General features: G+C 71.9%; 20 protein-coding genes and 3 pseudogenes. 9 read left to right on the forward strand and 14 right to left on the reverse strand.

The annotated features are described in order from the left end of the window. The first annotated feature begins 256 nt into the window (after window positions 1–256). Window positions 257–1,555, forward strand: a complete 1,299-nt coding sequence (locus ACIQMU_RS19435; protein WP_352241009.1) for a DUF6986 family protein — start codon at window positions 257–259, stop codon at window positions 1,553–1,555. Between the two features lie 122 nt (window positions 1,556–1,677). Here the strand turns inward: ACIQMU_RS19435 and ACIQMU_RS19440 are convergent, their stop codons facing one another. Next, window positions 1,678–2,226, reverse strand: coding sequence for a CGNR zinc finger domain-containing protein (locus tag ACIQMU_RS19440; protein ID WP_352241008.1), 549 nt, complete (start codon window positions 2,224–2,226; stop codon window positions 1,678–1,680). Window positions 2,227–2,326: 100 nt separating this feature from the next. Between ACIQMU_RS19440 and ACIQMU_RS19445 the strand changes: the two genes are divergently transcribed. Further along, window positions 2,327–3,160: an alpha/beta fold hydrolase gene (locus ACIQMU_RS19445; protein WP_402689291.1), complete on the forward strand. Its 834-nt coding sequence runs from the start codon at window positions 2,327–2,329 to the stop codon at window positions 3,158–3,160. Between the two features lie 12 nt (window positions 3,161–3,172). On the opposite strand, the gene ACIQMU_RS19450 is transcribed toward ACIQMU_RS19445, so the two are convergent. Beyond that, window positions 3,173–4,201, reverse strand: coding sequence for a LacI family DNA-binding transcriptional regulator (locus ACIQMU_RS19450; protein WP_402689292.1), 1,029 nt, complete (start codon window positions 4,199–4,201; stop codon window positions 3,173–3,175). Window positions 4,202–4,398: 197 nt separating this feature from the next. Here ACIQMU_RS19450 and ACIQMU_RS19455 point away from each other — a divergent pair, with 197 nt between their 5' ends. Together ACIQMU_RS19455 and ACIQMU_RS19460 are read left to right on the forward strand one after the other, a co-directional pair. Further along, window positions 4,399–5,328 (forward strand): ROK family protein, encoded by a 930-nt coding sequence (locus tag ACIQMU_RS19455; RefSeq protein WP_402689293.1) that lies wholly within the window; start codon window positions 4,399–4,401, stop codon window positions 5,326–5,328. 260 nt (window positions 5,329–5,588) lie between these two features. Next, window positions 5,589–6,626 carry an NUDIX domain-containing protein gene (locus ACIQMU_RS19460; RefSeq protein WP_352241004.1) on the forward strand — a complete coding sequence of 346 codons (1,038 nt, stop codon included), beginning with the start codon at window positions 5,589–5,591 and terminating at the stop codon, window positions 6,624–6,626. Between the two features lie 73 nt (window positions 6,627–6,699). Here ACIQMU_RS19460 and ACIQMU_RS19465 read toward each other — a convergent pair whose 3' ends face one another. After that, entirely contained in the window at window positions 6,700–7,386 is a 687-nt protein-coding gene (locus ACIQMU_RS19465) for an MBL fold metallo-hydrolase (RefSeq protein ID WP_402689294.1), read from the reverse strand. Window positions 7,387–7,496: 110 nt separating this feature from the next. Continuing rightward, window positions 7,497–8,861: a dipeptidase gene (locus ACIQMU_RS19470; RefSeq protein WP_402689295.1), complete on the reverse strand. Its 1,365-nt coding sequence runs from the start codon at window positions 8,859–8,861 to the stop codon at window positions 7,497–7,499. A gap of 195 nt (window positions 8,862–9,056) precedes the next feature. On the opposite strand from ACIQMU_RS19470, the gene ACIQMU_RS19475 reads away from it, so the two are divergent. Continuing rightward, window positions 9,057–10,271 (forward strand): geranylgeranyl reductase family protein, encoded by a 1,215-nt coding sequence (locus tag ACIQMU_RS19475; protein WP_352241001.1) that lies wholly within the window; start codon window positions 9,057–9,059, stop codon window positions 10,269–10,271. Window positions 10,272–10,352: 81 nt separating this feature from the next. Here the strand turns inward: ACIQMU_RS19475 and ACIQMU_RS19480 are convergent, their stop codons facing one another. Beyond that, a complete protein-coding gene (locus ACIQMU_RS19480) occupies window positions 10,353–10,808 on the reverse strand; it encodes a nitroreductase/quinone reductase family protein (protein ID WP_402689296.1) in 456 nt (151 codons plus the stop codon). Window positions 10,809–10,935: 127 nt separating this feature from the next. Between ACIQMU_RS19480 and ACIQMU_RS19485 the strand changes: the two genes are divergently transcribed. Next, window positions 10,936–11,640 carry a TetR/AcrR family transcriptional regulator gene (locus ACIQMU_RS19485; RefSeq protein WP_402689297.1) on the forward strand — a complete coding sequence of 235 codons (705 nt, stop codon included), beginning with the start codon at window positions 10,936–10,938 and terminating at the stop codon, window positions 11,638–11,640. Between the two features lie 72 nt (window positions 11,641–11,712). Here ACIQMU_RS19485 and ACIQMU_RS19490 read toward each other — a convergent pair whose 3' ends face one another. The 5 genes and pseudogenes from ACIQMU_RS19490 to ACIQMU_RS19510 form a co-directional block, all read right to left on the reverse strand. Further along, the gene (locus tag ACIQMU_RS19490) at window positions 11,713–12,498 is read right to left on the reverse strand and encodes a maleylpyruvate isomerase family mycothiol-dependent enzyme (RefSeq protein WP_352240998.1); all 786 of its coding nucleotides are present in this window, start codon (window positions 12,496–12,498) and stop codon (window positions 11,713–11,715) included. 29 nt (window positions 12,499–12,527) lie between these two features. Next, the gene (locus ACIQMU_RS19495; protein WP_402689298.1) at window positions 12,528–12,893 is read right to left on the reverse strand and encodes an SCO4225 family membrane protein; all 366 of its coding nucleotides are present in this window, start codon (window positions 12,891–12,893) and stop codon (window positions 12,528–12,530) included. A gap of 96 nt (window positions 12,894–12,989) precedes the next feature. After that, window positions 12,990–13,678, reverse strand: a pseudogene (locus tag ACIQMU_RS19500) (hypothetical protein); the annotation flags it as partial. Window positions 13,679–13,757: 79 nt separating this feature from the next. Continuing rightward, window positions 13,758–14,171 (reverse strand): hypothetical protein, encoded by a 414-nt coding sequence (locus tag ACIQMU_RS19505; RefSeq protein ID WP_352240995.1) that lies wholly within the window; start codon window positions 14,169–14,171, stop codon window positions 13,758–13,760. Between the two features lie 16 nt (window positions 14,172–14,187). Continuing rightward, window positions 14,188–18,744 (reverse strand): polymorphic toxin type 27 domain-containing protein, encoded by a 4,557-nt coding sequence (locus tag ACIQMU_RS19510; RefSeq protein ID WP_402689299.1) that lies wholly within the window; start codon window positions 18,742–18,744, stop codon window positions 14,188–14,190. Between the two features lie 386 nt (window positions 18,745–19,130). Between ACIQMU_RS19510 and ACIQMU_RS19515 the strand changes: the two are divergent. Then, window positions 19,131–19,805, forward strand: a pseudogene (locus tag ACIQMU_RS19515) (ISL3 family transposase); the annotation flags it as partial. Window positions 19,806–19,915: 110 nt separating this feature from the next. On the opposite strand, the pseudogene ACIQMU_RS19520 reads toward ACIQMU_RS19515, so the two are convergent. Further along, window positions 19,916–20,092: pseudogene (locus tag ACIQMU_RS19520) on the reverse strand (MFS transporter); the annotation flags it as partial. 180 nt (window positions 20,093–20,272) lie between these two features. Between ACIQMU_RS19520 and ACIQMU_RS19525 the strand changes: the two are divergent. Then, window positions 20,273–21,487 carry an ROK family protein gene (locus tag ACIQMU_RS19525; protein WP_352240993.1) on the forward strand — a complete coding sequence of 405 codons (1,215 nt, stop codon included), beginning with the start codon at window positions 20,273–20,275 and terminating at the stop codon, window positions 21,485–21,487. A 96-nt stretch (window positions 21,488–21,583) separates the two neighbouring features. Here the strand turns inward: ACIQMU_RS19525 and ACIQMU_RS19530 are convergent, their stop codons facing one another. Together ACIQMU_RS19530 and ACIQMU_RS19535 are read right to left on the reverse strand one after the other, a co-directional pair. Beyond that, window positions 21,584–22,102 carry an ATP-binding protein gene (locus ACIQMU_RS19530; protein WP_352240992.1) on the reverse strand — a complete coding sequence of 173 codons (519 nt, stop codon included), beginning with the start codon at window positions 22,100–22,102 and terminating at the stop codon, window positions 21,584–21,586. A gap of 249 nt (window positions 22,103–22,351) precedes the next feature. Then, on the reverse strand, window positions 22,352–22,669 hold the full coding sequence (locus ACIQMU_RS19535; RefSeq protein ID WP_352241022.1) for a hypothetical protein: 318 nt from the start codon (window positions 22,667–22,669) through the stop codon (window positions 22,352–22,354). A gap of 231 nt (window positions 22,670–22,900) precedes the next feature. Here ACIQMU_RS19535 and ACIQMU_RS19540 point away from each other — a divergent pair, with 231 nt between their 5' ends. Beyond that, complete coding sequence (locus ACIQMU_RS19540; protein ID WP_352240991.1) at window positions 22,901–24,034, forward strand: PLP-dependent cysteine synthase family protein; 1,134 nt, start codon at window positions 22,901–22,903, stop codon at window positions 24,032–24,034. A gap of 22 nt (window positions 24,035–24,056) precedes the next feature. Here ACIQMU_RS19540 and ACIQMU_RS19545 read toward each other — a convergent pair whose 3' ends face one another. After that, a complete protein-coding gene (locus ACIQMU_RS19545; protein WP_352240990.1) occupies window positions 24,057–24,536 on the reverse strand; it encodes an SRPBCC family protein in 480 nt (159 codons plus the stop codon). Window positions 24,537–24,591: the final 55 nt, after the last annotated feature.

Genomic DNA, 24,591 nt, shown 5'->3' on the forward strand with positions numbered 1-24,591 from the left:
CCCCGATCTTCGAACTCGTCGACTACGGCGTCGTCGGCGACCTCTTCGCCGTCGTCCCCCAGCTCACCGAGGAGATCAACACCCGCAAGGGCTGATCCCCGGAGAACCGACCCGCCCTGGGCCGCACGGTGAACCCACCGTGCGGCCCAGGGCCGTTCCGGGCGACCATTGACGCAGGTCGAGCTGCCTTATAACTTCACTATACGGATTGTTGATTCCGGGAAGCGGAAACAGCGAGAGTGTGGAGGGTGCGGTCATGGGTCAGCACGAGAAGGTGGCAACGAGCCTCGCCGGTGCGGTCAGCGAGGAGATCAGCGCCTCCCTCACGGCGGTCGACGCGGAACTCGCCCGCCGCTACCCGGGCGATCCCGGCACCCGCCAGCCCGTGCACACCGTCTACGTGCCCGGTGACGACTTCGAGCCCGGCACCCTGCGCTCCTGGGGCGACCGGGCGCTGGCCGCCCTCGACGAACACGCCCCCGACGCCTCCTCGTTCGCCGCCGTCCTCGGCATCCCCGAGGAGCTGGCGGGCCCCGTCCACGACCGCGTACGCGCCAAGCTGGAGCGCGAGCCCGTCGAGGACCTGCGCATCGACTTCGAGGACGGCTACGGCCCCCGCCCGGACGCCGAGGAGGACGAGGCCGCCGCCCGCGCCGCCCGGCTGGTCTCGGAGGCGTACGCGAACGGCACCGCGGCCCCGTACACGGGCATCCGGATGAAGTGCATGGAGGCCGGCGTCCGTGACCGGGGCATCCGCACCACGGACGTCTTCCTCAGCGGTCTGATGGCGGCCGGCGGGCTCCCCGAAGGGCTCGTGCTGACCCTCCCGAAGGTCACCTACCCCGAGCAGGTCACCGCCTTCGTCCAGCTCCTCGAAGCCTTCGAGAAGGCCCACGGCCTCGACTCCGGACGGATCGGCTTCGAGATCCAGATCGAGACCAGCCAGTCGATCCTCGCCGCGGACGGGACCGCCGCCGTCGCCCGCATGATCGACGCCGCGCGGGGCCGGGCGACCGGACTGCACTACGGCACCTTCGACTACAGCGCCTGTGTCGGGGTCAGCGCCGCCTACCAGGCCAGCGACCATCCGGCCGCCGACCACGCCAAGGCGGTCATGCAGGTCGCCGCCGCCGGCACCGGCGTACGGGTCTCCGACGGCTCCACCAACGTCCTGCCCGTCGGCCCGGCCGACCGGGTCCACGAGGCGTGGCGGCTCCACTACGGCCTCACCCGCCGCGCTCTCGCCCGTGCCTACTACCAGGGCTGGGACATGCACCCCGGCCACCTGCCGACGCGCTACGCGGCCGTCTACGCCTTCTACCGGGAGGGTCTGGAACCGGCCGCCGCCCGGCTCGCCGCCTACGTGGCCAAGGCGGGCGGCGACGTCATGGACGAGCCCGCCACCGCCAAGGCCCTCAGCGGCTATCTGCTGCGCGGCATCGACTGCGGCGCGCTGGACACCGCCGAGGTGGCCCGGCTGACCGGCCTGACCCGCGCGGACCTGGACGCCTTCGCCTCGCCGCGCCGGGGCGGCCTGACGGCGACGGCTCCGTAGGGGCGCAAGCGGCCTCTCCGCGCCCCGGTGGATCGCCCCCGCCGGGGCGCTCCGGCGTGCCCGGCCGCCGGAGCGGCCCGCCGCGGCCCGCTGTCCCCGGCCGGGAGAGGCCCGGCCGGCGCTCAGGCGCCCCGGCGCGAGGCCGCCCCGCCGCGGGCGCGGTAGGCGCGCATCTTGTGCCGCGCCCCGCACACGTCCATGTCGCACCAGAGTCCGTTCGACGACGGAGCCCGGTCGTAGAAGACCCAGCGGCACTCCGGGGCCGCGCAGGTCTTGAGGCGGGCGGCGTGACGCCCGGTCAGGCCGTGGACCAGGAGGGCTTCGATTACCGGGCGGACCACCTCCGCCACCGCCCCGCCGGGGGCCGGCCGCAGGCTGAGCGTGCCGTCGGGGCGCACGGCCGGAGGGCCCGCGACCGCGGCGATGAGCCGGTTGAGGCCGTCGATCGCCTCGGCCGAGGTCCGGTCGGCCAGAAATGCCCGCACCGTCTCCCGTGCCTCCTTGAGCGACGCCAGCTCTCCGGGATCGCTCAGTGCCGGGAAACCGTGCGCGCCGAGCCATCGGCCCGCCGTCTCCGGACGGGCCAGGTCGTCCTCGCCGTGCAGGTGGGTGGCCGTGTTGCAGAACCCCTCGACGAGTTCGAGCTCCGCGGGCGCAGGGTTCCGTCGCATGGTCTCCACTCTATCAACGTTACCGGCAAGCGCCTCGTGCTGGTAACGTCGGTGATCCGGCGGGGTCACACCCCTCCCCCCTGCGCTTCAGGAGGCCACCATGAACGGAAAGCTGACCAGGACGTTCGAGACGTCGGACGGGGCGGTGCGCTGGGACGTGCTGGGGGAGGGGGAGCCGGTCGTCCTGCTGCACGGCACCCCGTTCTCCTCGCTCCTCTGGCGCGACATCGCCCCGGCACTCGCCCGCGACCACCGCGTCCACCTCTGGGACCTGCTCGGGTTCGGGGAGTCGGAGCAGCGCGACGGGCAGGACGTCGGTCCGGCGGCGCAGGCGAAGATCTTCGCCCGGCTCCTGGAGCACTGGGGGCTGGAGCGCCCGCGGGTGATCGCCCACGACATCGGCGGAGCCGTGGCCCTGCGCGCACTGCTCCTCGAGGGTGCGCGGTACGCGGACCTCACCCTGGTGGACGCGGTGGCCTGCGGGGACTGGGGGACCGGCCTCTTCCGGCTCATCAGGGAGAACGCGCACCTCTTCGAGCGGCTCCCCGGTTACGCCCACGAGGCGCTGGTCGAGAGTCATCTGCGCCACGCCACCCACACCGGCTACCGGCCGGACGTACTGGCCGCCCATGTCGATCCGTGGCGCGGAGAGCGCGGCCGGGCCGCGTACTACCGCCAGTACCGGCAGGCCGAACAGGCGGCGACCGACGAGTTCCAGCACCTGCTCGGGGACGTCCCGGTGCCGACCCGGATCATCTGGGGTCGCGAGGACCGGTTCCTGCCGGCGCCCTTCGCGGAGCGGCTGCACGCGCTGATCCCGCACTCCGAACTGCACTGGATCGACGGTGCGGGCCACACGGTGCAGGAGGACGCCCCGGCGCAGCTGCTGGCCCTGCTGACCCGGGAGTTCCGGCCGATGGACACCAGGGCCTGACCGCGCCCCGCCTCAGGCGGGGGGCAGTTCGCCCGAGCCGCGAGCGATCAGCGTCGTCGGCAGTTCCACCCGCGCCGTGGCGTGGTCCGCCCCGTCGAGGCGGCGGAAGAGGTGTTCGGCGGCGGTCCTGCCGACCGCCGCCGCGTCCTGCGAGATCACGGTGATGCCGAGCAGGTCGGCCAGCTCGATGTCGTCGAACCCCACCAGGGCCACCGGCCGCTCCCGCTCGGCGATGACCCGGACGGCCGTCACCGTCACCCGGTTGTTGCCCGCGAACACGGCGGTGACCGGCTCCGGGCCGCTGAGCATCTTCTCGGCGGCCGCCCGCACCTGCTCCGGCTCGGTGGAGCCGAGGGAGACCCAGCCGTCCTCCACGGCGATGCCCGCGTCCCGCATGGCGGCGTGATAGCCGCGCAGCCGCTCGGTGACCGTGTGGATCCGCGGCTGGTCGCCGATGAAGCCGATCCTGCGGTGACCGTGCGCGATGAGGTGCGCCACGCCCTCCCTGGCCCCGCCGAAGCTGTCGGAGAGCACCATGTCGACGTCCACGTGGCCCGCCGGGCGGTCCACGAAGACCGTGGCGATGCCCGCCTTGATCTCCGGCTCCAGGTAGCGGTGGTCGTCGCCGGCCGGGATCACGATCAGCCCGTCCACGCGGCGGGCGCACAGCGCCAGCACCAGCTCCTGCTCCCGTTCCGGATCCTCGGCGCTGGAGCCGTTGATCAGCAAGGCGCCGTGCGCGCGGGCGACCTCTTCCACCGCGCGGCTCAGCGGGCCGTAGAACGGGTCCGCCAGGTCCTCCAGGACCAGTCCGATGGACGCCGTACGTCCCTTGCGCAGCACCCGGGCGCTGTCGTTGCGGCGGAAGCCGAGCGCGTCGATCGCCTCCTGCACGCGGCGCTCGGTGTCGGGGGTGACGCCGGGCTCGCTGTTCACCACCCGGGAGACCGTCTTCAGGCCGACTCCGGCACGGGCCGCCACGTCCTTCATGGTCGGCCGGTTGCCGTAGCGGGTCTCGGAATGACGGGCGGTCCGGTCCACGTGCGCTGTCCTGTCGTCGGATACGGGCGGGGCTGCGGTGCTCCGGTCGGGGTCGAGAGGGTCGCCCGTGGGGCTGATCGGAGGCTGTGGCGTCGAGCATAGGCCCTGGACAACGTTGTCAAGCCCAGGGAGACTGTGCAGACTATGGACGGAACCCGCAGGTCCCGCCCCTTCACCGATCCGGAGAACCCACACCGATGCATACCGACCTCGTCACCGCGCTCGACATCGGCGGTACCAAGATCGCCGGCGCGCTGGTGGACGGTGAGGGATCCCTTCTCGTGCGGGCTCAGCGGCCGACGCCCGCCCGGGAGGGCGCCGAGGCGGTCATGGACGCCGTGGACGGGGTGCTGGGCGAGCTGATGGCCTCGCCGCTGTGGGACCGCGCGGGTTCGCTCGGCATCGGCAGCGCCGGTCCGGTGGACGCCGCCGCCGGCACGGTCAGCCCGGTCAACGTCCCCGGCTGGCGGGACTTCCCGCTGGTGGAGCGGGTGCGCAAGACGGTGGGCGGACTGCCGGTCGCGCTGGTCGGCGACGGGGTCGCGATGACCGCCGCCGAGCACTGGCTCGGTGCGGCCCGCGGCTACGACAACGCGCTGTGCCTCGTCGTGTCGACGGGCGTCGGAGGCGGCCTCGTCCTCGGCGGCGCCTTGCGGCCCGGCCCCTCGGGCAACGCCGGACACATCGGCCACATCAGCGTCGACCTGGACGGCGCACCGTGCCCCTGCGGCGCGCGCGGCTGCGTCGAAGGCATCGCCAGCGGCCCCAACATCGCCCGCCGCGCCCTGGAGAGCGGCTGGCGGCCCGGCCCGGACGCCGACGTGACGGCCGCCGCGGTGGCCGTCGCCGCCCGCGCGGGGGACCCGGTCGCCATCGCCTCCTACGAGCGCGCGGCCCAGGCGCTGGCGGCCGGCATCGCCGCCACCGCCACTCTGGCGGACCTGGACATCGCGGTGGTCGGCGGGGGAGTGGCCGGGGCCGGCGACGTGCTCTTCGTGCCGCTGCGCCGCGCTCTGCGCGACTACGCCACCCTCTCCTACCTCCGGCGGCTGACCGTGGCGCCCGCCGTGATGGGCACCGACGCGGGTCTGGTCGGGGCCGCGGCGGCGGCCATCGCGCTGCGCTAGCCACGGCCCGGGCCGGGGCGCCGGTTTGGACAGCGACGGCGTCGAGGGGCGCCCGGTTCGTCGGGCCGGACTGCCCGGACCGCCCCTCGCGGGACACGGCCCGCATCCCTTTTGGCCTCCGCCGCACGGCGCGTTCCCGGCCCCTTCCGGCTTCCGATCGCCCCAAGAAGACCGCATCCGGCCAACGCCGTCGCCGCCGCGGGGTTTCCGCGGCAGGGTGTTGCGGGCAAGCCACAGGGGGCTACGGAAGAGGGGGAACCGTGATCGTCTGGATCAACGGTGCGTTCAGTGCGGGCAAGACCAGTGCCGCGGGAGAGCTGGTCGATCTGATCCCGAACAGCACGCTGTACGACCCGGAGATCACCGGTGCGGGGCTGCGCGGACTGCTGCCGCAGAAGCGGCTCGCCGAGGTCACCGACTTCCAGGACCTGCCGATCTGGCGGCGGCTCGTGGTGGACACGGCGGCGGCGCTGCTGGCCGAGGTGCCCGGGGTGCTGGTGGTGCCGATGACCCTGCTGCGGCAGGAGTACCGCGACGAGATCTTCGGAGGGCTCGCCTCCCGGCGCATCCCCGTCCGGCATGTGGCACTCTCACCTGAGGAAACGATCCTGCGCAGCCGGATCGCGGGCCGCGAGGAGTTTCCCGGCGACGACGAGCAGAGCGAGCGGGTGCGCCGGTGGGCGTACGAGCACATCGGACCGTACCGCGACGCCCTCGGCTGGATCGCCCAGGACGCCCATGTGGTCGACAACAGCGCCCTCACGCCCCGCGAGACCGCCGAGCGGATCGCGGACGCCGTGCGCACCGGGACCGCCGGGCCGTGCCCGATCGTCCAGAGCCCGGAGCCGACCGCCGAGACGGTGGCCGCCGGGGTGCTGCTCTTCGACGAGCTGGACCGGGTGCTGCTCGTCGATCCCACCTACAAACCGGGATGGGAGTTCCCCGGCGGGGTCGTGGAGGCGGGCGAGGCCCCCGCGCAAGCAGGGATCCGTGAGGTCGCCGAGGAGATAGGGCTCCGCCTCGACCGGGTCCCCACCCTGCTGCTCGTCGACTGGGAGTCGCCGCGCCCGCCCGGTTACGGCGGCCTCCGGTTCCTCTTCGACGGCGGCCTGTTGCGCTCCGAGGACGCCGGCCGGCTGCTGCTGCCCGGCTCGGAGCTGCGCGGCTGGCGCTTCGTCACCGAGGAGGAGGCCGCGGGGATGCTGCCGCCCACCCGGTACGAGCGGCTGCGCTGGGCCCTGCGGGCGCGTGAGCGGTCGACGGTGCTCAACCTGGAGGCGGGAAAGCCGGTGGGCTGAGCGGCGCCCGCACGCCCCACCCGCGCCGTTCGCGGCCCGCACGACTCTCGTGCGCCGTTCGCGGACCGCGCCCTCACGCGCCGTTCGCCGCGGCCTCCATCACCGCGGCGGCGTTCCCGGTGAGCGGGTCTCCGTGACCGAAGCAGACGGTACGGGGCGCGAGCGCGGCCAGCCGTCGGAAGGCGGCCCGCGCCTCGGCGCGGTCCACGTTGAACACCCCGAGGATCACCCGGTCCGTGAATGCCACGCAGTCCCCGGTGAACAGCACGCCGTGGCGCGGCAGATGGAGGGCGATGGAGCCCGGAGTGTGACCAGGGGCGTGGACCACCCGCGCACCGCCCCCGAACGCCAGCACCTCGCCGCCGGACACCTCGCGGTCGACTCGGGTGGGCGGGGCCTCGGGACACGTCAGCCCGTGTTCGTACAGCGGCAGTTCCCAGTCCAGCAGGTCCGGTTCCGGTACGGGGCTCTCCCCGCGTACCACCGGGGCGTCCAGCGCGTGGGCGAGGATCTGGGCACCGTGCCGGTCCGCCAGCTCCTGCGCGGACCCGTAGTGGTCCCGGTGGCCGTGGGTGAGGACGATGCGCCCGATCCCGGCCGGGTCGAGGCCGAGCGTGCGGATGCCGTCCTCGATCGCCGCGGCCGACTCGGCGTCGCCCGCGTCGACCAGGGTCAGATCCGTGCCGTCGCGCCAGAGGTAGGCCTGACCGATCCGGAAGCGGAACATGTGCAACTGGGGGAGTACCTCGACGAGATCCATGCGGCGAACGTATGCGGCGCCGGACGTCCGCCGCACGGACCTACGCTCGGGGCGACTTCGCCGAGGGCATAGGTGCCGCCGGGAATCCCCTCCCCCGCGACAGGATGGAATCAGACCTTCTTGGACTCCGCGTAGTTCCGCAGGAACAGCGCCTCGGCGACGGACATCCGCTCCAGCTCCTCGGGCGACACGCTCTCGTTCACCGCGTGGATCTGCGCCTCCGGCTCGCTCAGCCCGATCAACAGGATCTCCGCCTCCGGGTAGAGGCCCGCCAGGGTGTTGCAGAGCGGGATGGAGCCGCCCATGCCGGAGGACTGCATCTCCTGGCCCGGGTAGGCGTCCCGCATCGCGTCCGCCATCGCCGTGTACGCCGGGCTGGTCATGTCCGCGCGGAACGGCTGGCCCTGGCCCACCTGTTCCACCCGCACCCGCGCACCCCAGGGGGCGCGGGACTCCAGGTGGGCGGTGAGCAGCTTCGTCGCCTCGGCGGCGTCCTGGCCCGGCGGCACCCGCAAGCTGATCTGCGCCCGCGCGCTCGCCTGCACCGAGGGTGTGGCGCCGACCACCGGCGGGCAGTCGATGCCGATGACGGTGACGGCGGGCCGCGCCCAGATCCGGTCGGCGACCGTGCCCGTGCCGATCAGCTCCACCCCGTCCAGCACCTTGGCGTCCTGCCGGAACTCCGCCTCCGGGTACTGGAGCCCGTCCCAGTCGGCGTCGCCCGTCAGCCCGTCGACCGTGGTCGTCCCGTCCTCGGCGCGCAGCGAGGCCAGCAGCTGGATCATCGCGGCCAGCGCGTCCGGGGCCGCGCCGCCGAACTGCCCCGAGTGCAGGTTCCCCTCCAGGGTGTCCAGCTGCACCCGCAGCATCGTCATCCCGCGCAGCGTCGCAGTGACCGTCGGCAGCCCGACCCGGAAGTTCCCGGTGTCGCCGATGACGATCGTGTCGGCCGCCAGCAGCTCCGGGTGCGCCTCCGCGTACCGCTCCAGACCGCCGGTGCCCTGCTCCTCGGAGCCCTCGGCGATCACCTTCACCGAGACCGGGACGCCGCCGTTCGCCTTCAGGGCGCGCAGCGCGAGCAGGTGCATGATGAACCCGCCCTTGCAGTCGGCCGCGCCCCGGCCGAACCAGCGCCCGTCGCGTTCGGTGAGTTCGAACGGCGGGGAGAGCCACGCCGCCTCGTCCAGCGGGGGCTGCACGTCGTAGTGCGCGTAGAGCAGGACGGTCGGCGCGCCGGCCGGGCCGGGCAGGAACCCGTAGACGGACTGCGTTCCGTCGGGGGTGTCGAGCAGGGCGACGTCGGTGAACTCCTCGGCGCGCAACGCGTCGGCGACCCAGTTGGCGGCCGCCTCGCACTCGCTCCTGGGGAACACCGCCGGGTCCGCCACCGACTGGAACGCCACCAGCATGGCCAGTTCCTGCCGGGCGCGGGGCATCAGCGAGGCGACGGTCTCGGGAATCGGACGGGCGGTCATGGGCACGCTCCTCGTGGGTGCGACGTTATGGGTAGGGCGCGGTGTGTACGCGACCGTGTGCGAAGCCGTTCGTGAGGCGACGCATGTACGACGAAATCATGGCCGATCCTCCCACAGGAGGGCTTGGCCAAAACGCGCCGTAGGATGCCGTGAGCAGCTTGGGGCCACTGGTCGGATCAGGAGCAGAAGCACATCGTGAGCAGCGAGAACGCAGACGCCGGACGTGAGCCGGAAGAGTCGTCCGTGTGGGACGTCGTCGTGGTCGGCGCCGGACCGGCCGGCGCATCGGCGGCGTACGCGGCAGCCGTGGCGGGGCGGAGGGTCCTGCTGCTGGAGAAGGCGGAACTGCCGCGCTACAAGACCTGCGGCGGGGGAATCATCGGGTTCTCGCGGGACTCCCTGCCGCCGGGGTTCGAACTGCCCCTGAAGGACCGCATCCACGCGGTCACCTTCTCGCTCAACGGCAAGCTGTCGCGCACCCGCCGCTCCCGGCGCATGCTCTTCGGGCTCATCAACCGCCCGGAGTTCGACGCCGGGCTGGTGGAGGAGGCGCAGAAGGCCGGGGCGGAACTGCGCACCGGGGCGTCGGTGACGCGGGTCGAGCAGCACGGTTCCGCCGTGCCCGACCGCCGGACGGTCGCCGTGGTGCTGGCCGGCGGCGAGACGGTGCTCGCGCGGGCGGTCGTCGGCGCGGACGGCAGCGCGGGCCGGATAGGAGCCCATGTCGGGGTGAAGCTCGACCAGGTAGACCTCGGCCTGGAGGCGGAGATCCCCGTTCCGGCCACCGTCGCGGAGGACTGGGCGGGTCGGGTGCTCATCGACTGGGGCCCGATGCCGGGCAGTTACGGCTGGGTCTTCCCCAAGGGGGACACCCTCACCGTGGGCGTCATCTCCGCGCGCGGCGACGGCGCCGGCACCAAGCGGTATCTGGAGGACTTCATCGCCCGCCTCGGCCTCGCCGGGTTCGAGCCCGCCGTCTCCTCGGGCCATCTCACCCGCTGCCGCAGCGACGACTCGCCGCTCTCCCGCGGCCGGGTCGTGGTCTGCGGGGACGCGGCCGGACTGCTGGAGCCCTGGACCCGCGAGGGCATCTCCTTCGCGCTGCGCTCCGGCCGGCTCGCGGGGGAGTGGGCGGTCAGGATCGCCGAGGCCCACGACGCGGTGGACGCCCGCCGTCAAGCCCTCAACTACGCCTTCGCCATCAAGGCCGGCCTCGGCGTGGAGATGGGCGTCGGCCGCCGCATGCTCAAGCTGTTCGAACGCCGCCCGGGAGTGCTGCACGCGGTGCTGACCGGGTTCCGCCCGGCGTGGAAGGCGTTCGCCGGGATCACCCGGGGGACGACGTCGCTGGCCGAGCTGGTCCGTACGCACCCGTTGGCGCAGCGGGCGCTGTCCGCGATGGACCGCTGAGGTCCCACCGCACGACCGTGCTTCTCGGGGCGCCGTTCCGCCCGGCCGGGGCGGCGGCGCCCCGAGGGCGTACGGGGCGGGTCAGCCCTCGACCGTGATGCGGAAGACCGGGTGGTCCGGGCAGGCCGCCAGCAGCTCGGCGTCCGTGGACTTCGCCGTGACCCCCTGGAAGTACTGGTTGACCTCCCAGCCCCACCGCTCCAGATAGGCCCGGATGATCCGGGCCTTCTGCGCGTCGTCGGCGATCTCCACGGCGGTGAAGCGGCTGACCTTGCGCCCCAGCCGCAGCTCTCCGCCGCCCGCGACCCGCATGTTGCGCACCCACTGCGAGTGGCCCCGGGCCGAGACGATGTACCGCTCGCCCGCGAAGGCGTGGGCGTTGACCGGAATGCGCTGCAACTGACCGCTCCTGCGTCCGCGCACGGACATCTCGGCAGACCCCATCAGGCTGACGCCGTGCCGGGCCAGCCATCCGACGACTCTGTTGAGGCGGTCGGCGGAGGCGCTCGCCCGGAGGTAGTAGGTCTGCTGCGACATGGTGACTCCCGCACTGTTAAGAGAGCGGCGCTCTCGCTTGAGATCAGTGTGCACGGAGGGAGGCTGCAAAGCAAGAGCAGTGCTCTCGTCCTTGGTCGGTGCTTCCTGCGCGTGGCAGACTGATCGCATGAGCACCATCCGAGGGGCGAGGGAACGCGCCCGCATCGAAGTGACCGCGGCCATCAAGGGCGAGGCCAGGAAGCAGCTCGCGAAGGAGGGTGCGGCGAAGCTCTCGCTGCGGGCCGTGGCCCGGGAGCTGGGCATGGTCTCCTCCGCTCTCTACCGCTACTTCCCCAGCCGCGACGACCTGCTCACCGCGCTGATCGTCGACGCGTTCGACGCGATCGGAGAGGTCGCGGAAGGGGCGGCGCGGGAGCGGGCGGAGACGCGTCCGCCCACCGAGCGCTGGCTCGCCGTGGCCTGTGCCGTACGGGCGTGGGGGCTCGCGCGCCCCCATGAGTACGCCCTGATCTACGGGTCGCCCGTCCCCGGCTACATCGCCCCGATGGACACGGTGGGACCCGCTTCCCGGGTGGGCCTGGTCTTCATCGACATCGTCCGTGCCGCGTACCTGGCCGACGACCTCGCCGTGCCTCCCCTCGCACCCGCCCTGCGTCAGGACGCGGAGCGGATGGCCGCCGATTTCGCCCCGGACGTTCCTCCGGCCGCCGTGGCCGCCCTGGTCGCCGTGTGGGCCCAGCTGTTCGGCCTGATCTCCTTCGAGCTGTTCGGCCAGTTCAACCGGGTCGTCGAGGCCCGTGAGCAGCTGTTCCGGCAGGCCGCGGCGGAACTGGCCCGCTCGGTCGGCCTGCCCGGTGTCCGCACGGGCTGACGCGTACGCCCCGCGCCGGCCGTACGGGGGCGGTGTGGCGACGGGCCCCGCCGTCCGGTCCCGTGGCACACGTCAGGTGACCGCCGAGTTGTCCGTCCAGAGCCGGGCCACCGAGCGGTCGCCGCGCAGGGTGACGGCGCCGAGCGGCAGCCGGTTCCAGAGGGTGAGGTAGAGCCCTTCGGCCGTACCGCTCAGCTCGCAGTCGACGCGTTCCGCGCTGTCCCGGGGGCCCGCGCCGCCCAGGTCGTAACGGGCGTCCGGGCCGGCCCGGCGTACGGCCTCCGGCGGATCCTCCGAGATCCGTACCGTCCAGGTCGCCTCCGTGTCCACGGCCCGCACCCCCAGTGTGCGAGGCGCTTGGGAGCGGACCCGGCTCGCGGGCCGGGCGTGGACGCCGGCGAGGAGTTCGTCGATGCCGTCGACCGCCCGGTGCGCGGGCACCGGGGTCAGCGGTCCGCCGAGCGCGGATTCCGCGTCCACGCGGTGCACGGTCGTCTCGTTCAGCTGGCGGCGGGACCAGAACGCCAGGGGCGAGGGGGCCGGCAGGAAGGTCCAGCAGTCCAGGTCCGCGGGCGCTTCCTCCAGGGTTCGGACCAGCTGACGGTGCCCCTCGCGGAACCAGGACAGAAGCTCCGCGCCGTCGAGGGCGGGTTCGCCGGCGGCGGGCCGGTACGCGGTGTGCCCCTCGGTGACGAACGCCGCCGCCCACCGGTGCACGGTGCCGGTGTGCCGCAGCAGATGGCGTATCTGCCAGCCGGGGCAGGTCGGGACCGACGCCCCCGCACCGGCCCGCTCGGCTGCGGCCGCGAGCAGCCGCCCTTCCTCGGTCAACGACGCGATGTGCTCGGTGGTCCGCATGGCGGCCATGGTGCCAGGCGCTTCTCGCCTCAGGCTTCCTGCGGGCGCGCGGGCCCGGCCGAACCGGCCCGGCGCACCAGACGGACGAACCAGCCCACCGCCAGCGACTGGACGAGGACCGAGACGACCAGTGCCGGTACCAGGAACCACACGGGCCCGCCGGCCTCGGCGCCCGCGAGGGAGCTGCCGAGGAAGAACAGGAAGACGGTCGGGGCCGCGAGGAGGAACAGCCAGACGCCGGAGAACGAGGCGTCCTCGGGGGCGACGAACAGGGAGTCCGCGACGACGAAGAGCGTCGCCGCGAGCACCAGCCCGAGGTAGACGAGGGAAGCGGGGTTGCGGAAGGTCAACCGGACCAGGGTGTTCAGCCGCGGGTGGTCGGTCAGCCGCTTCATGGTGTGCTCCCTTGCTCGGTCGAGGATTCCATCGTGCGCCGGGTGGGGCGGGACCCGCCTGAGTACGGCTACTCAATCGACCTGGTGTGCGGTGGGTCAGGTGTGCGCACTCGGCGGGGCGGGTGCGGCGTTGCGGGCCCCGCAGCCCAGGGCGGCCGCCGCCCCGGCCAGCAGGGCGGCCGTCGCCAGGGCCGTCGCCAGGGCCGGGGCCGGGGCCGGGGGCAGCGAGAACCAGTCGGCGAGGAAGCCGATCGCGGGCGGGCCGAGCGGCATCCCGCCATGACCGAGCGTCGACGCCGCGACGACCTCGCTCGGCCCCGCGAGTTCGCCCGCGCGTCCCACCGCGACGGGAAAGACGTTGGCGAGCCCCGGCCCGGTGACCGCGAACCCGGCCAGAGCCCACCAGGCGGTCGGGGCCGGCGAGCCGAGCAGCATCCCGGCCGCGGCCGCCGCCCCGCCGAGGACGAGGGTGCGGGTCTGGCCGAGCCGTTCCAGGGGCAGGGTCCCGGTCAGCGGGAAACGCTGGGTCGATGCGGCCAGGCCCCCGCGACCAGCCCGCCGAGCCCGGCGCCGACCATGCCGCCGAGGCTGAACGCCGCGTGGAAGCTCGGCATCACCGGCCGGCGCGGTTCGGCGACCGGATCGACGGCGGCGCTGTTCATCGCCACGTTCATCCCGCCGTACGCCGCGCCGAACACCAGCAGCACGAGGCCGAGCGAGAGGGCCGAGTGGGTCCGGACGGGCAGGGCGATGCTCAGGCGGAGCAGGACGCCGCAGATCAAAGACCAGGGAAGTGACAGGGAAACGCGAGAGGTGACCCCGCACCATACGCGGGGTCACCTCTCGGGTCCGTTCGGAAGGCCGTCAGCCGATCTGCCCCCATTGGGCGGGGAAGTCCGGCGGCCAGGGTTCACGCGGGTCGTACAACGATTTGCGCTCTCCCATCACCTCATACTCAGCCTCCCGCCAGGAGGGTTTTCCACCGACTACGAAGCTGCCGCCGTCCCGCTCCAGCATCCAGGTGTAGGCGGCATCCTCCGCCGGAATGTCGTGCCGATCACTGAGCACGCCGAACTCTTCGGAAGTCGCTCGCCGAATGTGGAGCCCGTTCCTGTAGAAGGGCTTGAGGAACATCAGTTCCACGTGCCCGATGTAAACCTCGACCGTCGTCGTGGTTCCGTTCTCAAATGTGGCTTCGCTGATCAGGAAGAGCTGCCTGTGAGAAGGAACGAACCCGCTCACTCTGAAGAGCCGCCCTTCCCGAACGAAATCTGTCACGACGAGTCCCTTTTCCTCACTCGGGCACCGGTTCTCCGTTGGGGTACTTGAAGCGTTCCGGGAAGACCTCTGCGACCTTGTTGTCTCCGTTGGTTCTGTACCAACGGATGGACTTCCATGTGCGCTGCTCCAGCCGTACTGCGGTGCGGAGTTTGATCATCTCCCACGCGGTTCCGTAGCCTTCGGTGCGGATGGTGGCCCAGTCGCTGGCCTTGATCGTTTCTCCTCGCTGCAGCAGCAGATCTAGCGCCTCGTCAGCGTTCTTGGCTCCGGCGACACCGTCCAAGGACACCGAGATCTTCACGTTGGGGTTGGACACCGCTTTCTCCACCCCCAGCGTCCACAGGGGCCGGATGCCCATCCCAAGGCCGTCCGACAGTTCGTCAGCGTACGCCTTGCCGTTGAAGGTGTGCCCGCCGATGGCCCTGGCCAGATCGTCTGATCCCGGGTTGACTCCGAGGACGATATGATCGCCGTCCTTCACCAGGTCGCGGAGAAACGTCTCAGTGCAGTCGTTGACTCCGCCGGAGCGAGCTGCGGTAACAGAGACCTTGAAGGTCGCGCCGTCCAGCTTGTCGCATACCTCTGCGAGCTTCTGAACGATACGGCTGATGATGCCTTGAATGGCGACCTCGGACAGGCCGACGGTACGCAGTGCCTTCCAGGCGCTGGTGAACGCGATGCCTGTCTTAAGGGCGGCGTCCATCGCCGTGACAGCGTCCGCGATGGGACGGATTACCTTGCCGGCGAACAGTGCCGCGACATCCACCGCTGCCCAGGCGCAACCGCCCCAGCTTCCGTTCGCACCGCCAGGGGTGAGCTTCTGGGCGCAGCGGATCCAACTGCCGAAGAGGATGTCGATGGGGTCGACGCCCTTCTGGTACTCCGCCATCGTGATGGTGTGGGTGACCTCGGTGGTCAGCTTCTCGGTCTTGATCTCGCCCAGGTAGAACGTGTCGCTCGAGAAGCACGTGTTGTCGAACACCTCGACGGCGCACAGAAACAAGTCGACGTCGGCCTTGTAGCCGATCTCCTGGGTCATCGTGCAGTCGCCCTCGTAGAAGAGCTCGTCCCACCAGCCGTCGCAGCCGTCGGTCTTCTTCAAGACCTTCGGCTCGCCGACCTGCTCAACGCGGTCGATAACGTAGAAGACGCGTCCGATAGATCCGCCGGACGCGTCCGGGACAGTACCGGTCTCGATCTGGCTCGCGTTCCCTGCGCTCTCCGCCTGCTTCGCAGCCTCTTGGGCCGACTCGGCGTATGCCTGGGCGTCCTTGGCCGCTTCCTCTGCGGCTGTGGCGGCGGCATCGGCCCGCTCGGCGGCTGCTCTTGCCTGGTCGGCCGACTCCTTCGCCCGGCCGGCCGCAGCGCGAGCGGCGTCGGCATCCAGGGCAGCGGCGTCCGCGGAAGTGCGAGCCGCTTCCGCGTGGCCCTCTGCGCGGCCGGCGGCCTTGTCTGCGGCTGCCGCGTCGGCGGTGGCCTGGGACTGGTATCCGATGGTGCGGGCGAGTGACTGCTGCGCCTTCGCCGCTGCGGTCGCCGCGCCGGCCGCATAGTCCAGCGCCTCCTTGGAGTAGCCGCGGGCGTCTGCGGAGTGCTTGGCGGCGTTCGCCGCGTGCTGGTAGGCGGCCTTGGCGTCCCCCTGCGCCTGATCGGCGATGCTCTGGGCGGCTGCGGCTTCCTGCGCCGCGTTGAGGGCGTGCGCGTTCGCGACGGCCTTCTGCTGCTCGGCGATGGTTTTCGCCGCCTGGCCGGACAGGACCACGAGTGAAGCGGCGGAGTCCTTGGTGACGTAGGGCGAGCCGAGCTGGATGGCGTCGTTCGCGGGAACCGCTACCTGCGCCGCCGCCTTCCCGGCGTCCACCGCGGCCTGAGCGGTGACATAGGCGAATCCCGCTGCCTTCGCCGCTGCGGCGGTGGCCTTGTTGGCCTCGGTCTTGGCCGCATCGGCCTGAGTCTTGGCCGTCCTCGCCTTCGTCTCGGCCTCGTTCGCCATCTCGACCGACAGGGCGGCATCGGCTGAGGCTCGCTCGGAGGCGTCGATGGCATCGGCGGCGGCGCTGGTCGCCGTACTGACCGCGGCGTCCGCCCGCAGCTTCGCCGCCTGTGCCCCGTCCGCGGCGGCCCGGGAGCTTTTCGCCGCAGCCTCCGCGCGGGTCGCCGCAGCGTCCGCGTCGGCCGCAGCCTTGGTGGCCGCGTCGGCGGCGGTCTCAGCCCGGCCTGCTGCTGCCTCCGCGTCGTCCGCGTGCCGGTCGGCCTCATTGGCCGCCGCCCGCGCGGCGTCCGCCGCGTCCCCCGCATCCAAGGATTCGGCGTAGGCATCCTTGGCGGCCGCCTTGGCACGAGCCGCTTGCGCCTTCTGCTGCGCGTCCCAGGCGTCGTCGCGCAGCTCCTTGGCCCGGTCCCGGGCGGTTTCCGCGTCCTTCTTCCGGGCCACCGCTGTGGCCTCCGACGCCTCGGCCTCGCCCTTGGCGGTCTCGGCCTTGGCCGCTTCGGCTTCCGCCGTCTTTCGGTGCTGTGCCGCCTCCGCCTTCCTGAGGTCAGCGGTCTCCTTCTCCTTCTTCGCCGTGGCCTCTTCGGCCTCGGCCTTCAGCCGCTTGGCCTGGGCATCGGCCGCCGCCACCTTGGCGTCCGCCTCCGCGGCCAGAGACGCTGTCAGCTTGGCCTCGGCCAGCTCCTTTTCCTTCTTGGCATTGTCACGGTGCCCCTTGGCCGCGTCCGCAGCAGCCTTGGCCTGTAGTTCGGCCCGGTAGGCCGCCTGCTCACGGAACTCAGCCTTGGCCTGCGCGGCCTGCGCCAGCGCCCGCTGAGCGATCGTCTCACTGTCCGCCGCAGCCGCACGAGTGGCCGCCTCAGCGGTCTCGCCCGCCTTCGCCAGCGCAGTGACAGCAGCCGCCGCCCCCTGGGTGACCTGAGCCTTCTGCTGGCCCACCAGCAGACCACGGCCCCTCGGCGCCCCGTTGGCATCCGCGATCGCATACGCCGCCTGCTCGGCAGTGACGCTCGCGCTCTGAGCGACCGTCGCCGCCGTCACCTGACGCTTCAGCTCAGCGAGCTCAGCCTTCGCCCCCGCCCGCGCCGCACTCAGCCGCTGCGACGCCTTCGTGAACTGTGCCGCAGGCGCTACGGATCCGTTGTGGCCGCCATCCGGGCTGTGCGTGAGGATCGCGAACCGCACCTGCTGCAGGGGATTATCGGTACTGCAGGTGGCCGTTACCGCAGTTCCGGCGTTCGCGCCGAAATGCCTCAGGCAACTTCCCGTACCCAGGTTCTCCAGGTTGGCGCTCGCCCGGACGCTGAATTTCCACGTCTGAGCGGGTGTGCCGTTGCAGGTCCAGATCTGGACTCTTCGATTACTGGCGCGGTCGAGGCATTTCCCCGACTTCACGTGCTGCAGGCTGTAACCCTTGCCGTAGCCCCCGTTGACGCTCCACGTGTGGCCTTCCGTCGTGTCGCAGTCGATGACCCCGACGCCAGTGCCGCTCGCAGTGCTGGAACCCACTGTGCCAAGGCACTTGCCGAACGTGCCCGGGATCAGGACGTTCATCGGGGAGGAACCGACCCAGCCGATCCCGCCCGAGGACCAGTAGTCCTGCCAACGGGTGATGTGGTCGGCGACCCACGAGTGGCCGAGCATCCTGCCCATCGACTCGGATGCCTTGGTGAGTGCCTGGACGGCGTCCTTGTTCGCGCTCAGGATGTCGTTGCGCTTGACCGCCTGCGAGCCGATCTCCTGCTGCCACTCCGTCGCGGCGGTCGCGGAGACGTCGCCCAGGACCTTCTCCGGGTCCAGCGGATCACGCCACGCGCACGCGGCGAAACGGGACTTGAGATCCTCGACCGCGACCCGGTGCTCTGCGCTGCCCGGCACAGGAGCCTTGCTCGCGAAACCACCTGAGCCCAGGAAGAGGCGGGCGTTGTCCGCACCCATCGGTTCCCTGGAATCACCCAGGAGGTGCTCGTAGGCTTCCCACAGGGCGCTCTGACGGTCCCAGTCGGGTGAGGACCGGTCGGGCTCGCTGCCGTACAGCGGCTGCCCCAGAGCCTTGACCGCGGCGACGGTCTCTGCATCCGCCTGCGGGGTCCCGTCCTCGTAGAAGTCGCTCTCGCTCTTCCAGAACCGGTCGGCGATCCACCCCATGAGACCGGTCTGGGAATGAAAGTCCTCACCGTCGTCACCGCTGGTCCCGGGCGGCCACTCGAAGTCGGCAACTGAACCGAATCCACCCGGCGTCTCAAGCCCCGTAATCTTCCAGCTGTCGTGAAGTGCGTGGAGCCGGGTCAGCTCGGCATCGGCGACGTCCTTGTCCGTCTCATACGCGGCGCCGAGCGGCGTGCCCCTCCAGTAGTTCCGGTCAGCAAGCTCGCGCAACCGCTCCGGACTCTGGTTCAGTCCGTCCTTCGCCGTGGCGGCCATGGCCGTCCCGCCCAGACGCAGCACATCGCTCATCAGGCACTGGTCCTGCCGCAGCTGCTCGGCGGGGGTGTCCTCGTTCCAGTCATAGTCGGCGGCCAACTCCACCGGGGCTGCCTTGGGGCTGCTGTTCACGCCCGCCCCAGCCAGCAAAGCCATGGCAAGCAGGGGCGGGAGTAAACGGCCGGTCAAACGTGTGACTCGAAGCAGGGGTCTGTACGACCCCGCAGGTCCGTAGCGCAAAGGAGAACCGTCTCTGATAAGGAGTCGACCGGCAGGATTCGCGCGGCCGATGTGGCCCCACGGCCTCGGCCCCCCCGAACCAAACGGTCTCTCAAACTGCAAGCCGAATGGAACAAGCGTCCGACCTGGAGTCGGATGTTACATAGAGACCTGGATCTTGGAGAGAGGGTTATGAGACGTCGTTTCTCATGGCGTGATCGCGGGACTGTAGAACGTTCGGCTCTGTCCCGTAGTCGGTGGTGACGCCGAGTACTGGTCCATGATCATGGCCTGTGATGGATGTTGACTCTCTTGTATGTACGGTGTTTTCGGGCCTGTCCGCGCTGGTCATCGAGGATGTGACGGATGGCGGTGACATGGTGGTGGTCACGGCCCGCACGCGGGAGGACGCGGTGCCGTGCCCCGTGTGCGCAGCGCCGACGGCGAAGGTGCACGGGCACCACGGCCGGACCGTGACGGACGTGCCGGTCGATGCCCGTGAAGTCGTCGTGCGCCTGCGCGTGCGACGGCTGGTCTGCCCCCTCCTGGGGTGCGGGAGGCGGACTTTCCGCGAACGGATTCCCGGGCTGCTGAGGCGTCATTAGCGCCGCACCGTACGGCTGGCGGGCCGGATATCGCAGGTCGCACGGGAGCTGTGCGGCCGGGCTGCCGCCCGCCTGGCCGGTCTGCTGGCCGTGCCCGTCTCTCGCAGCACCGCGCCGCGCCGTCTGCGCCGCCTGCCGCTGCCGAAGGCGCCGGTCCCGCGAGTGATCGGCGTGGACGATTTCGCCCTGTGCCGCCGCCACCGCTACGCCACAATCATCACGGATACCGTAACTGGCAGACGCGTCGCGGTCCTGCCCGACCGCGAGGCCGCCACACTGGAGTCACGGCTGCGCGAACATCCCGGCATCGACGTCGTGTGCCGGGACGGCTCGGCCGCCTACGCCGAGGCCGTCCGCTGCGCTCTGCCCGACGCGGAGCGGGTCAGCGACCGAGGGCGCCCTGCCCTACCGCAACGACCGCACCGAAGGCGTCAACATCCGCACCAAGCGGATCATGAGACAGATGCACGGACGCGCGTTCGGGAAGCGGCTCGGCAGGACCAGGCAACCAGGAGCACGGCGAGGCCGAGGGTGGAGGCGGAGGCTTCGGTCTGCTGCTTGATGGCCGGGACGCGGACCACCCAGCCGGCGAAGAGGAACCCGTCGAGGGCGAAGAACACGGTCGGCGCGGTACGGAGGCGGGTTGATGAGGGTGGGGCGGTGTTTCCGCCAGGCCCCCCGGTAGGGCCGTCCGCGTGGTTAGTTTAGTTGCGGAATAAACTCAGGGTGGAGGCGCTCCGACGATGGGCGCAACACAGCCGCGGGCCGGGCCTGCCGGAGGCCCCGCCGTGGCCGGAGCCGGATCCCCGGGCGGGCCCTGGAAGTCCGGGACGCCTCCGGATCATGGGAGACTCGCCCCCATGAACGGCAAGGCGACCACCACCCGGACGAAGTTGGAGAGGGGCCGCGGTGCGCTCGGACCCGCACTGGAACTGGTCCACACCGGACGCGCTCCCACCCGGGCCGTGCTCACCTCCGAACTCGGCGTCACCCGCGCCACCGCCGGGGCGGTCGCCGCGGAGCTGGAGGCGCTCGGGCTGATCCGGGTCGACTCCAGCCCCGGATCGGCGGCCGGGTCCCAGGGCCGCCCCTCCCATCGCCTGTCCGTCCTGGAGACCGGCCCCGTCGTCCTCGCCGCCCAGGTGCACGCGGACGGCTTCCGGGCCGCGCTCGTCGGACTCGGCGGCCGGATCGTCGCCACGTCGCCGGGGTGTGTGGCGGTGATGGCCGACCCCGCGCAGGTACTCGGCGAGGTCGTCGGGGCGGGGGCGGAACTCCTGCGCGAAACCGGGCTGCGCTGCGTCGGGGCCGGCCTCGCGGTGCCGTCGGCGGTCGCCGAGCCGGAGGGGACCGCCCTCAACCCGCTGCACATCGCCTGGCCCGCGGGCTCCCCGGTACGGGACATCTTCGCCGCCTGCGTGCGCGAGGCGGGCATCGCCGGGCCCGCCTTCACCGGCAACGACGTCAACCTCACCGCGCTGGCCGAGCACCGGCACGGCGCGGGCCGCGGCGCCCAGCACCTCCTGTGCGTGGCCACCGGCCACCGAGGTGTCGGCGGGGCGCTCGTGCTCGACGGCCGCCTGCACAGCGGGAGTTCGGGCCTCGCGCTGGAGGTGGGCCATCTCACCGTGAACGCCGAGGGGCGGCCCTGCTACTGCGGCGGGCGCGGCTGCCTCGACGTGGAGACCGACCCGTTGGCCTTCCTCACCGCGGCCGGCCGCGAACCGGGCCCCGAGGAGTCCCTTCTCAAGCAGGCCGGAAACCTGCTGCGCACGGAGTACGGCGACCCCGGCGTGCGTCACGCCGCGGAGGAGCTGATCGACCGACTGGGCCTGGGGCTCGCCGGGCTGGTCAACATCCTCAATCCCGACCGCATCATCCTCGGCGGGCTCCACCGCGACCTGCTGGAGGCGGACCCGGAGCGGCTCCGCGCCGTCGTCGCCGACCGGAGCCTGTGGGGGCGCAGCGGCAGCGTGCCGATCCTGCCGTGCACCCTGGCCCACAACAGCCTGGTGGGCGCCGCGGAACTGGCCTGGCAGCCGGTCCTCGACGACCCCCTCGCCGCCCTGGCGTAAGGGGCGCCGGAGGCCGACTGCCGCCGGCCGGCGCGGAATCGGCCTCCGGGGCGCCCGGTCCGGCTCGCCGTCCGGCCCCGCCCGCTCCGGCCCCCGTCAGCCGACCACGGCCGACCGGGCGGGCACAGCCGCGATGTCGTCAGGGGTGATGGTCACGGACCCGAACGGCCCGTCGGTCATCGACCCGTAGACCGCGAGCGGTGGCAGGGTCGAGGTGGTGGAGGCCGTCGGCAGAGTGAACCAGACGGCCTTGCCGGCCGAGCCGATCGGCCGCACGCCCCAGCTCTCGCTGAAGGCGGCGATCAGCGCCAGCCCCCGGCCCGAGGTGGCGAGCGAGTCCGCCTGGTTCACCGTCGGCAGGCGCGGGTCGTGGTCGTGGACGGAGACCGTCAGACGGTCGAGCAGCAGCTCGATGTCGACGGTGCATGACTTGTCCGGCTGTGCGTGCCGGTGAACATTGGTGAGAAGCTCGGTGACGCCCAGGGCCGCCTGGTCGATCAGTGGATCGAGATGCCAGTAGCGCAGTTGCGCCGAAATGATTCTGCGGACCTGACCGATCCGCGACGGCAGGGCCTGGAGCTCCACCGTGCAGTGCCTGCTTGGCTCGCTGATCACGGCTGCGACTCCCCGAAATAGGTCCGGAAGAGATACGAACGGAGCCGGCGGCCGACTGACTGCCGAATCCGCTCTGCTCTTGTCGTGTCTGCTCGTGTCGCACGACCCGGTCCGTGGAGCGGATCGCTCTGTCACCGAGGGTGCACCTTCAGTGACATGGATCCAGCGTCGCCCAGCGGGTACGGCTCCGCAACTCGCGGCGGAGCGCTGCGGCCCGGGTCCGGCCGGCCGCTCCCTGCCGACCGGGGGTCAGTCCCTGCCGCCGGGCGCGTGGCGCAGAGCCTCCAGGAACCGCCGCAGCGGGGCCGCCCCGTCGCGTCTGCGGCTGCGCTGCCCCATCGTCAACCGGTAGCGCACCCCGTTCACCCGGGCGATGACGGAGTCCGCCGCGATGAACCACCACTTCCGTGCGCTGACCGTGCCCACGGGGGCGCTGTCGATCTCCCGCCCGTTACTCGTGAGCAGGGACAGCCGGCCGTCCTTCACCACCACCTGACCAGCGCGGGTCAGCGATCTGGTGAACCGTTCGATCCTGACCCCCGACGCACTGAACTCGACGTCCGCCATCGCGGATGCGCCCCCCTTCGTCACCACTCCTGCTGTGCAGTGTGCCCCGGCGGGAGCCGGACCGCCAGAGGGCCCGGAAGTGCCGCGCCCGCCGCCCGCGCCGCCCGTCACGCCGACCCCGGCGGCGACGCTCAAAGGCAGGGCTATGGACCATCAAAGTGACCGTTTGCGCAGGTGGGGTGCATATCGTGGAGGCAGGAGCATCGGATCGACGACTACAGGAGCAGGCCCATGGACACCAGTGAGCACGCAGAGGGGCGCGGGGCCAGGGCGACCGTCGACGTCGACCGCAGCGATCCGGAGTACCGGGCCTGGCTGAAGGAGGCCGTCCGCAAGGTCCAGGCCGACGCGAACCGCTCCGCCGACACCCATCTGCTGCGCTTCCCGCTGCCCGAGGCGTGGGGGATCGACCTCTACCTCAAGGACGAGTCGACGCACCCCACCGGCAGCCTCAAGCACCGCCTCGCCCGCTCGCTCTTCCTGTACGGGCTCTGCAACGGCTGGATCCGGCCCGGCAAGCCGGTCATCGAGGCGTCCAGCGGCTCGACCGCCGTCTCGGAGGCGTACTTCGCCAAGCTGATCGGCGTCCCGTTCATCGCCGTGATGCCGCGCACCACCAGTCCGGAGAAGTGCCGCCTCATCGAGTTCCACGGCGGGCAGTGCCACTTCGTGGACGACTCGCGCACCCTGTACGAACAGTCCGCCGTCCTCGCCGCCGAGACCGGCGGACACTACATGGACCAGTTCACCTACGCGGAGCGCGCCACCGACTGGCGCGGCAACAACAACATCGCGGAGTCGATCTACCAGCAGCTCCGCCTGGAGCGCTACCCGGAACCCGCCTGGATCGTCGCCACCGCCGGCACCGGCGGCACCTCGGCGACCATCGCCCGGTACGTCCACTACCTCCAGCACGACACCCGCATCTGCGTGCCCGACCCGGAGAACTCCTGCTTCTTCGACGGCTGGACCCGCGACGACCCGCACGCCACCAGCGACCGCGGCTCGCGCATCGAGGGCATCGGCCGCCCGCGTATGGAGCCCAGCTTCGTGCCCGGCGCGATCGACCGGATGATGAAGGTGCCCGACGCCGCCAGCGTCGCCGCCGTCCGCGCCCTGGAGCGCGCCATCGGCCGCAAGGCGGGCGGGTCCACGGGCACCGGACTGTGGAGCGCGTTCAAGCTGATCGCCGAGATGGTGGAGCGCGGCGAGCAGGGCAGCGTCGTCACGCTGCTGTGCGATCCGGGCGACCGCTACCTGGACAAGTACTACTCCGACTCGTGGCTGGAGGAGCAGGGCCTGGACATCGCCCCGTACACCGCCGCCATCGATGACTTCCTCACCGCCGGGACCTGGCCCTGCTGAGCGCCGGGCTCCGGCGTGCCGCTCAGGGCGTCGTCGTCGCCAGTCGCGCGTCCAGGCGGCGCACGGCGTTGCGGAACGACCGGCCCACCCCGGCCCGCGCCAGGCTCAACACCAGGCGGAACAGCCCCGTCCCGTCGGCCGCGAAGATCCACTGCACCCGGGTCCCGGACCCCTCCGGGGCGAGCCGCCACTCCTCCAGGAGGGCCCGCAGACCCGGTGCGTTGGACTCGTCGGCCCGGTAGGCGTAGCACGTGTCCGGTTCGGCGGCCACGACCGTCTCGCGGAACCGGACCCCGCCCCGCAACCGCACCTTCCGGCCCGCGCCGCCCTCGGTGGGCGTGGCCAGCGTGACGGCGGTGAACCAGGACGGCCACCCGGCGACATCCTCGGCGAGCGCGCGGTAGACCACGTCCACCGGCGCGGACACCTCGGCGGCGAACACCAGGCGTATCGGCGCGGATTCGGCGAACTCCCTTTCCACGGTACGGAGTCGGCGTGCCATCGTGTGCGCCTCCCGGCGGTCTGCGGCGTGCGGGGCCGGGCACACCATAGCGGCC

It is taken from the genome of Streptomyces sp. NPDC091649 (genome assembly GCF_044756785.1).
In the GTDB taxonomy this organism is placed as follows: Bacteria; Actinomycetota; Actinomycetes; order Streptomycetales; family Streptomycetaceae; genus Streptomyces.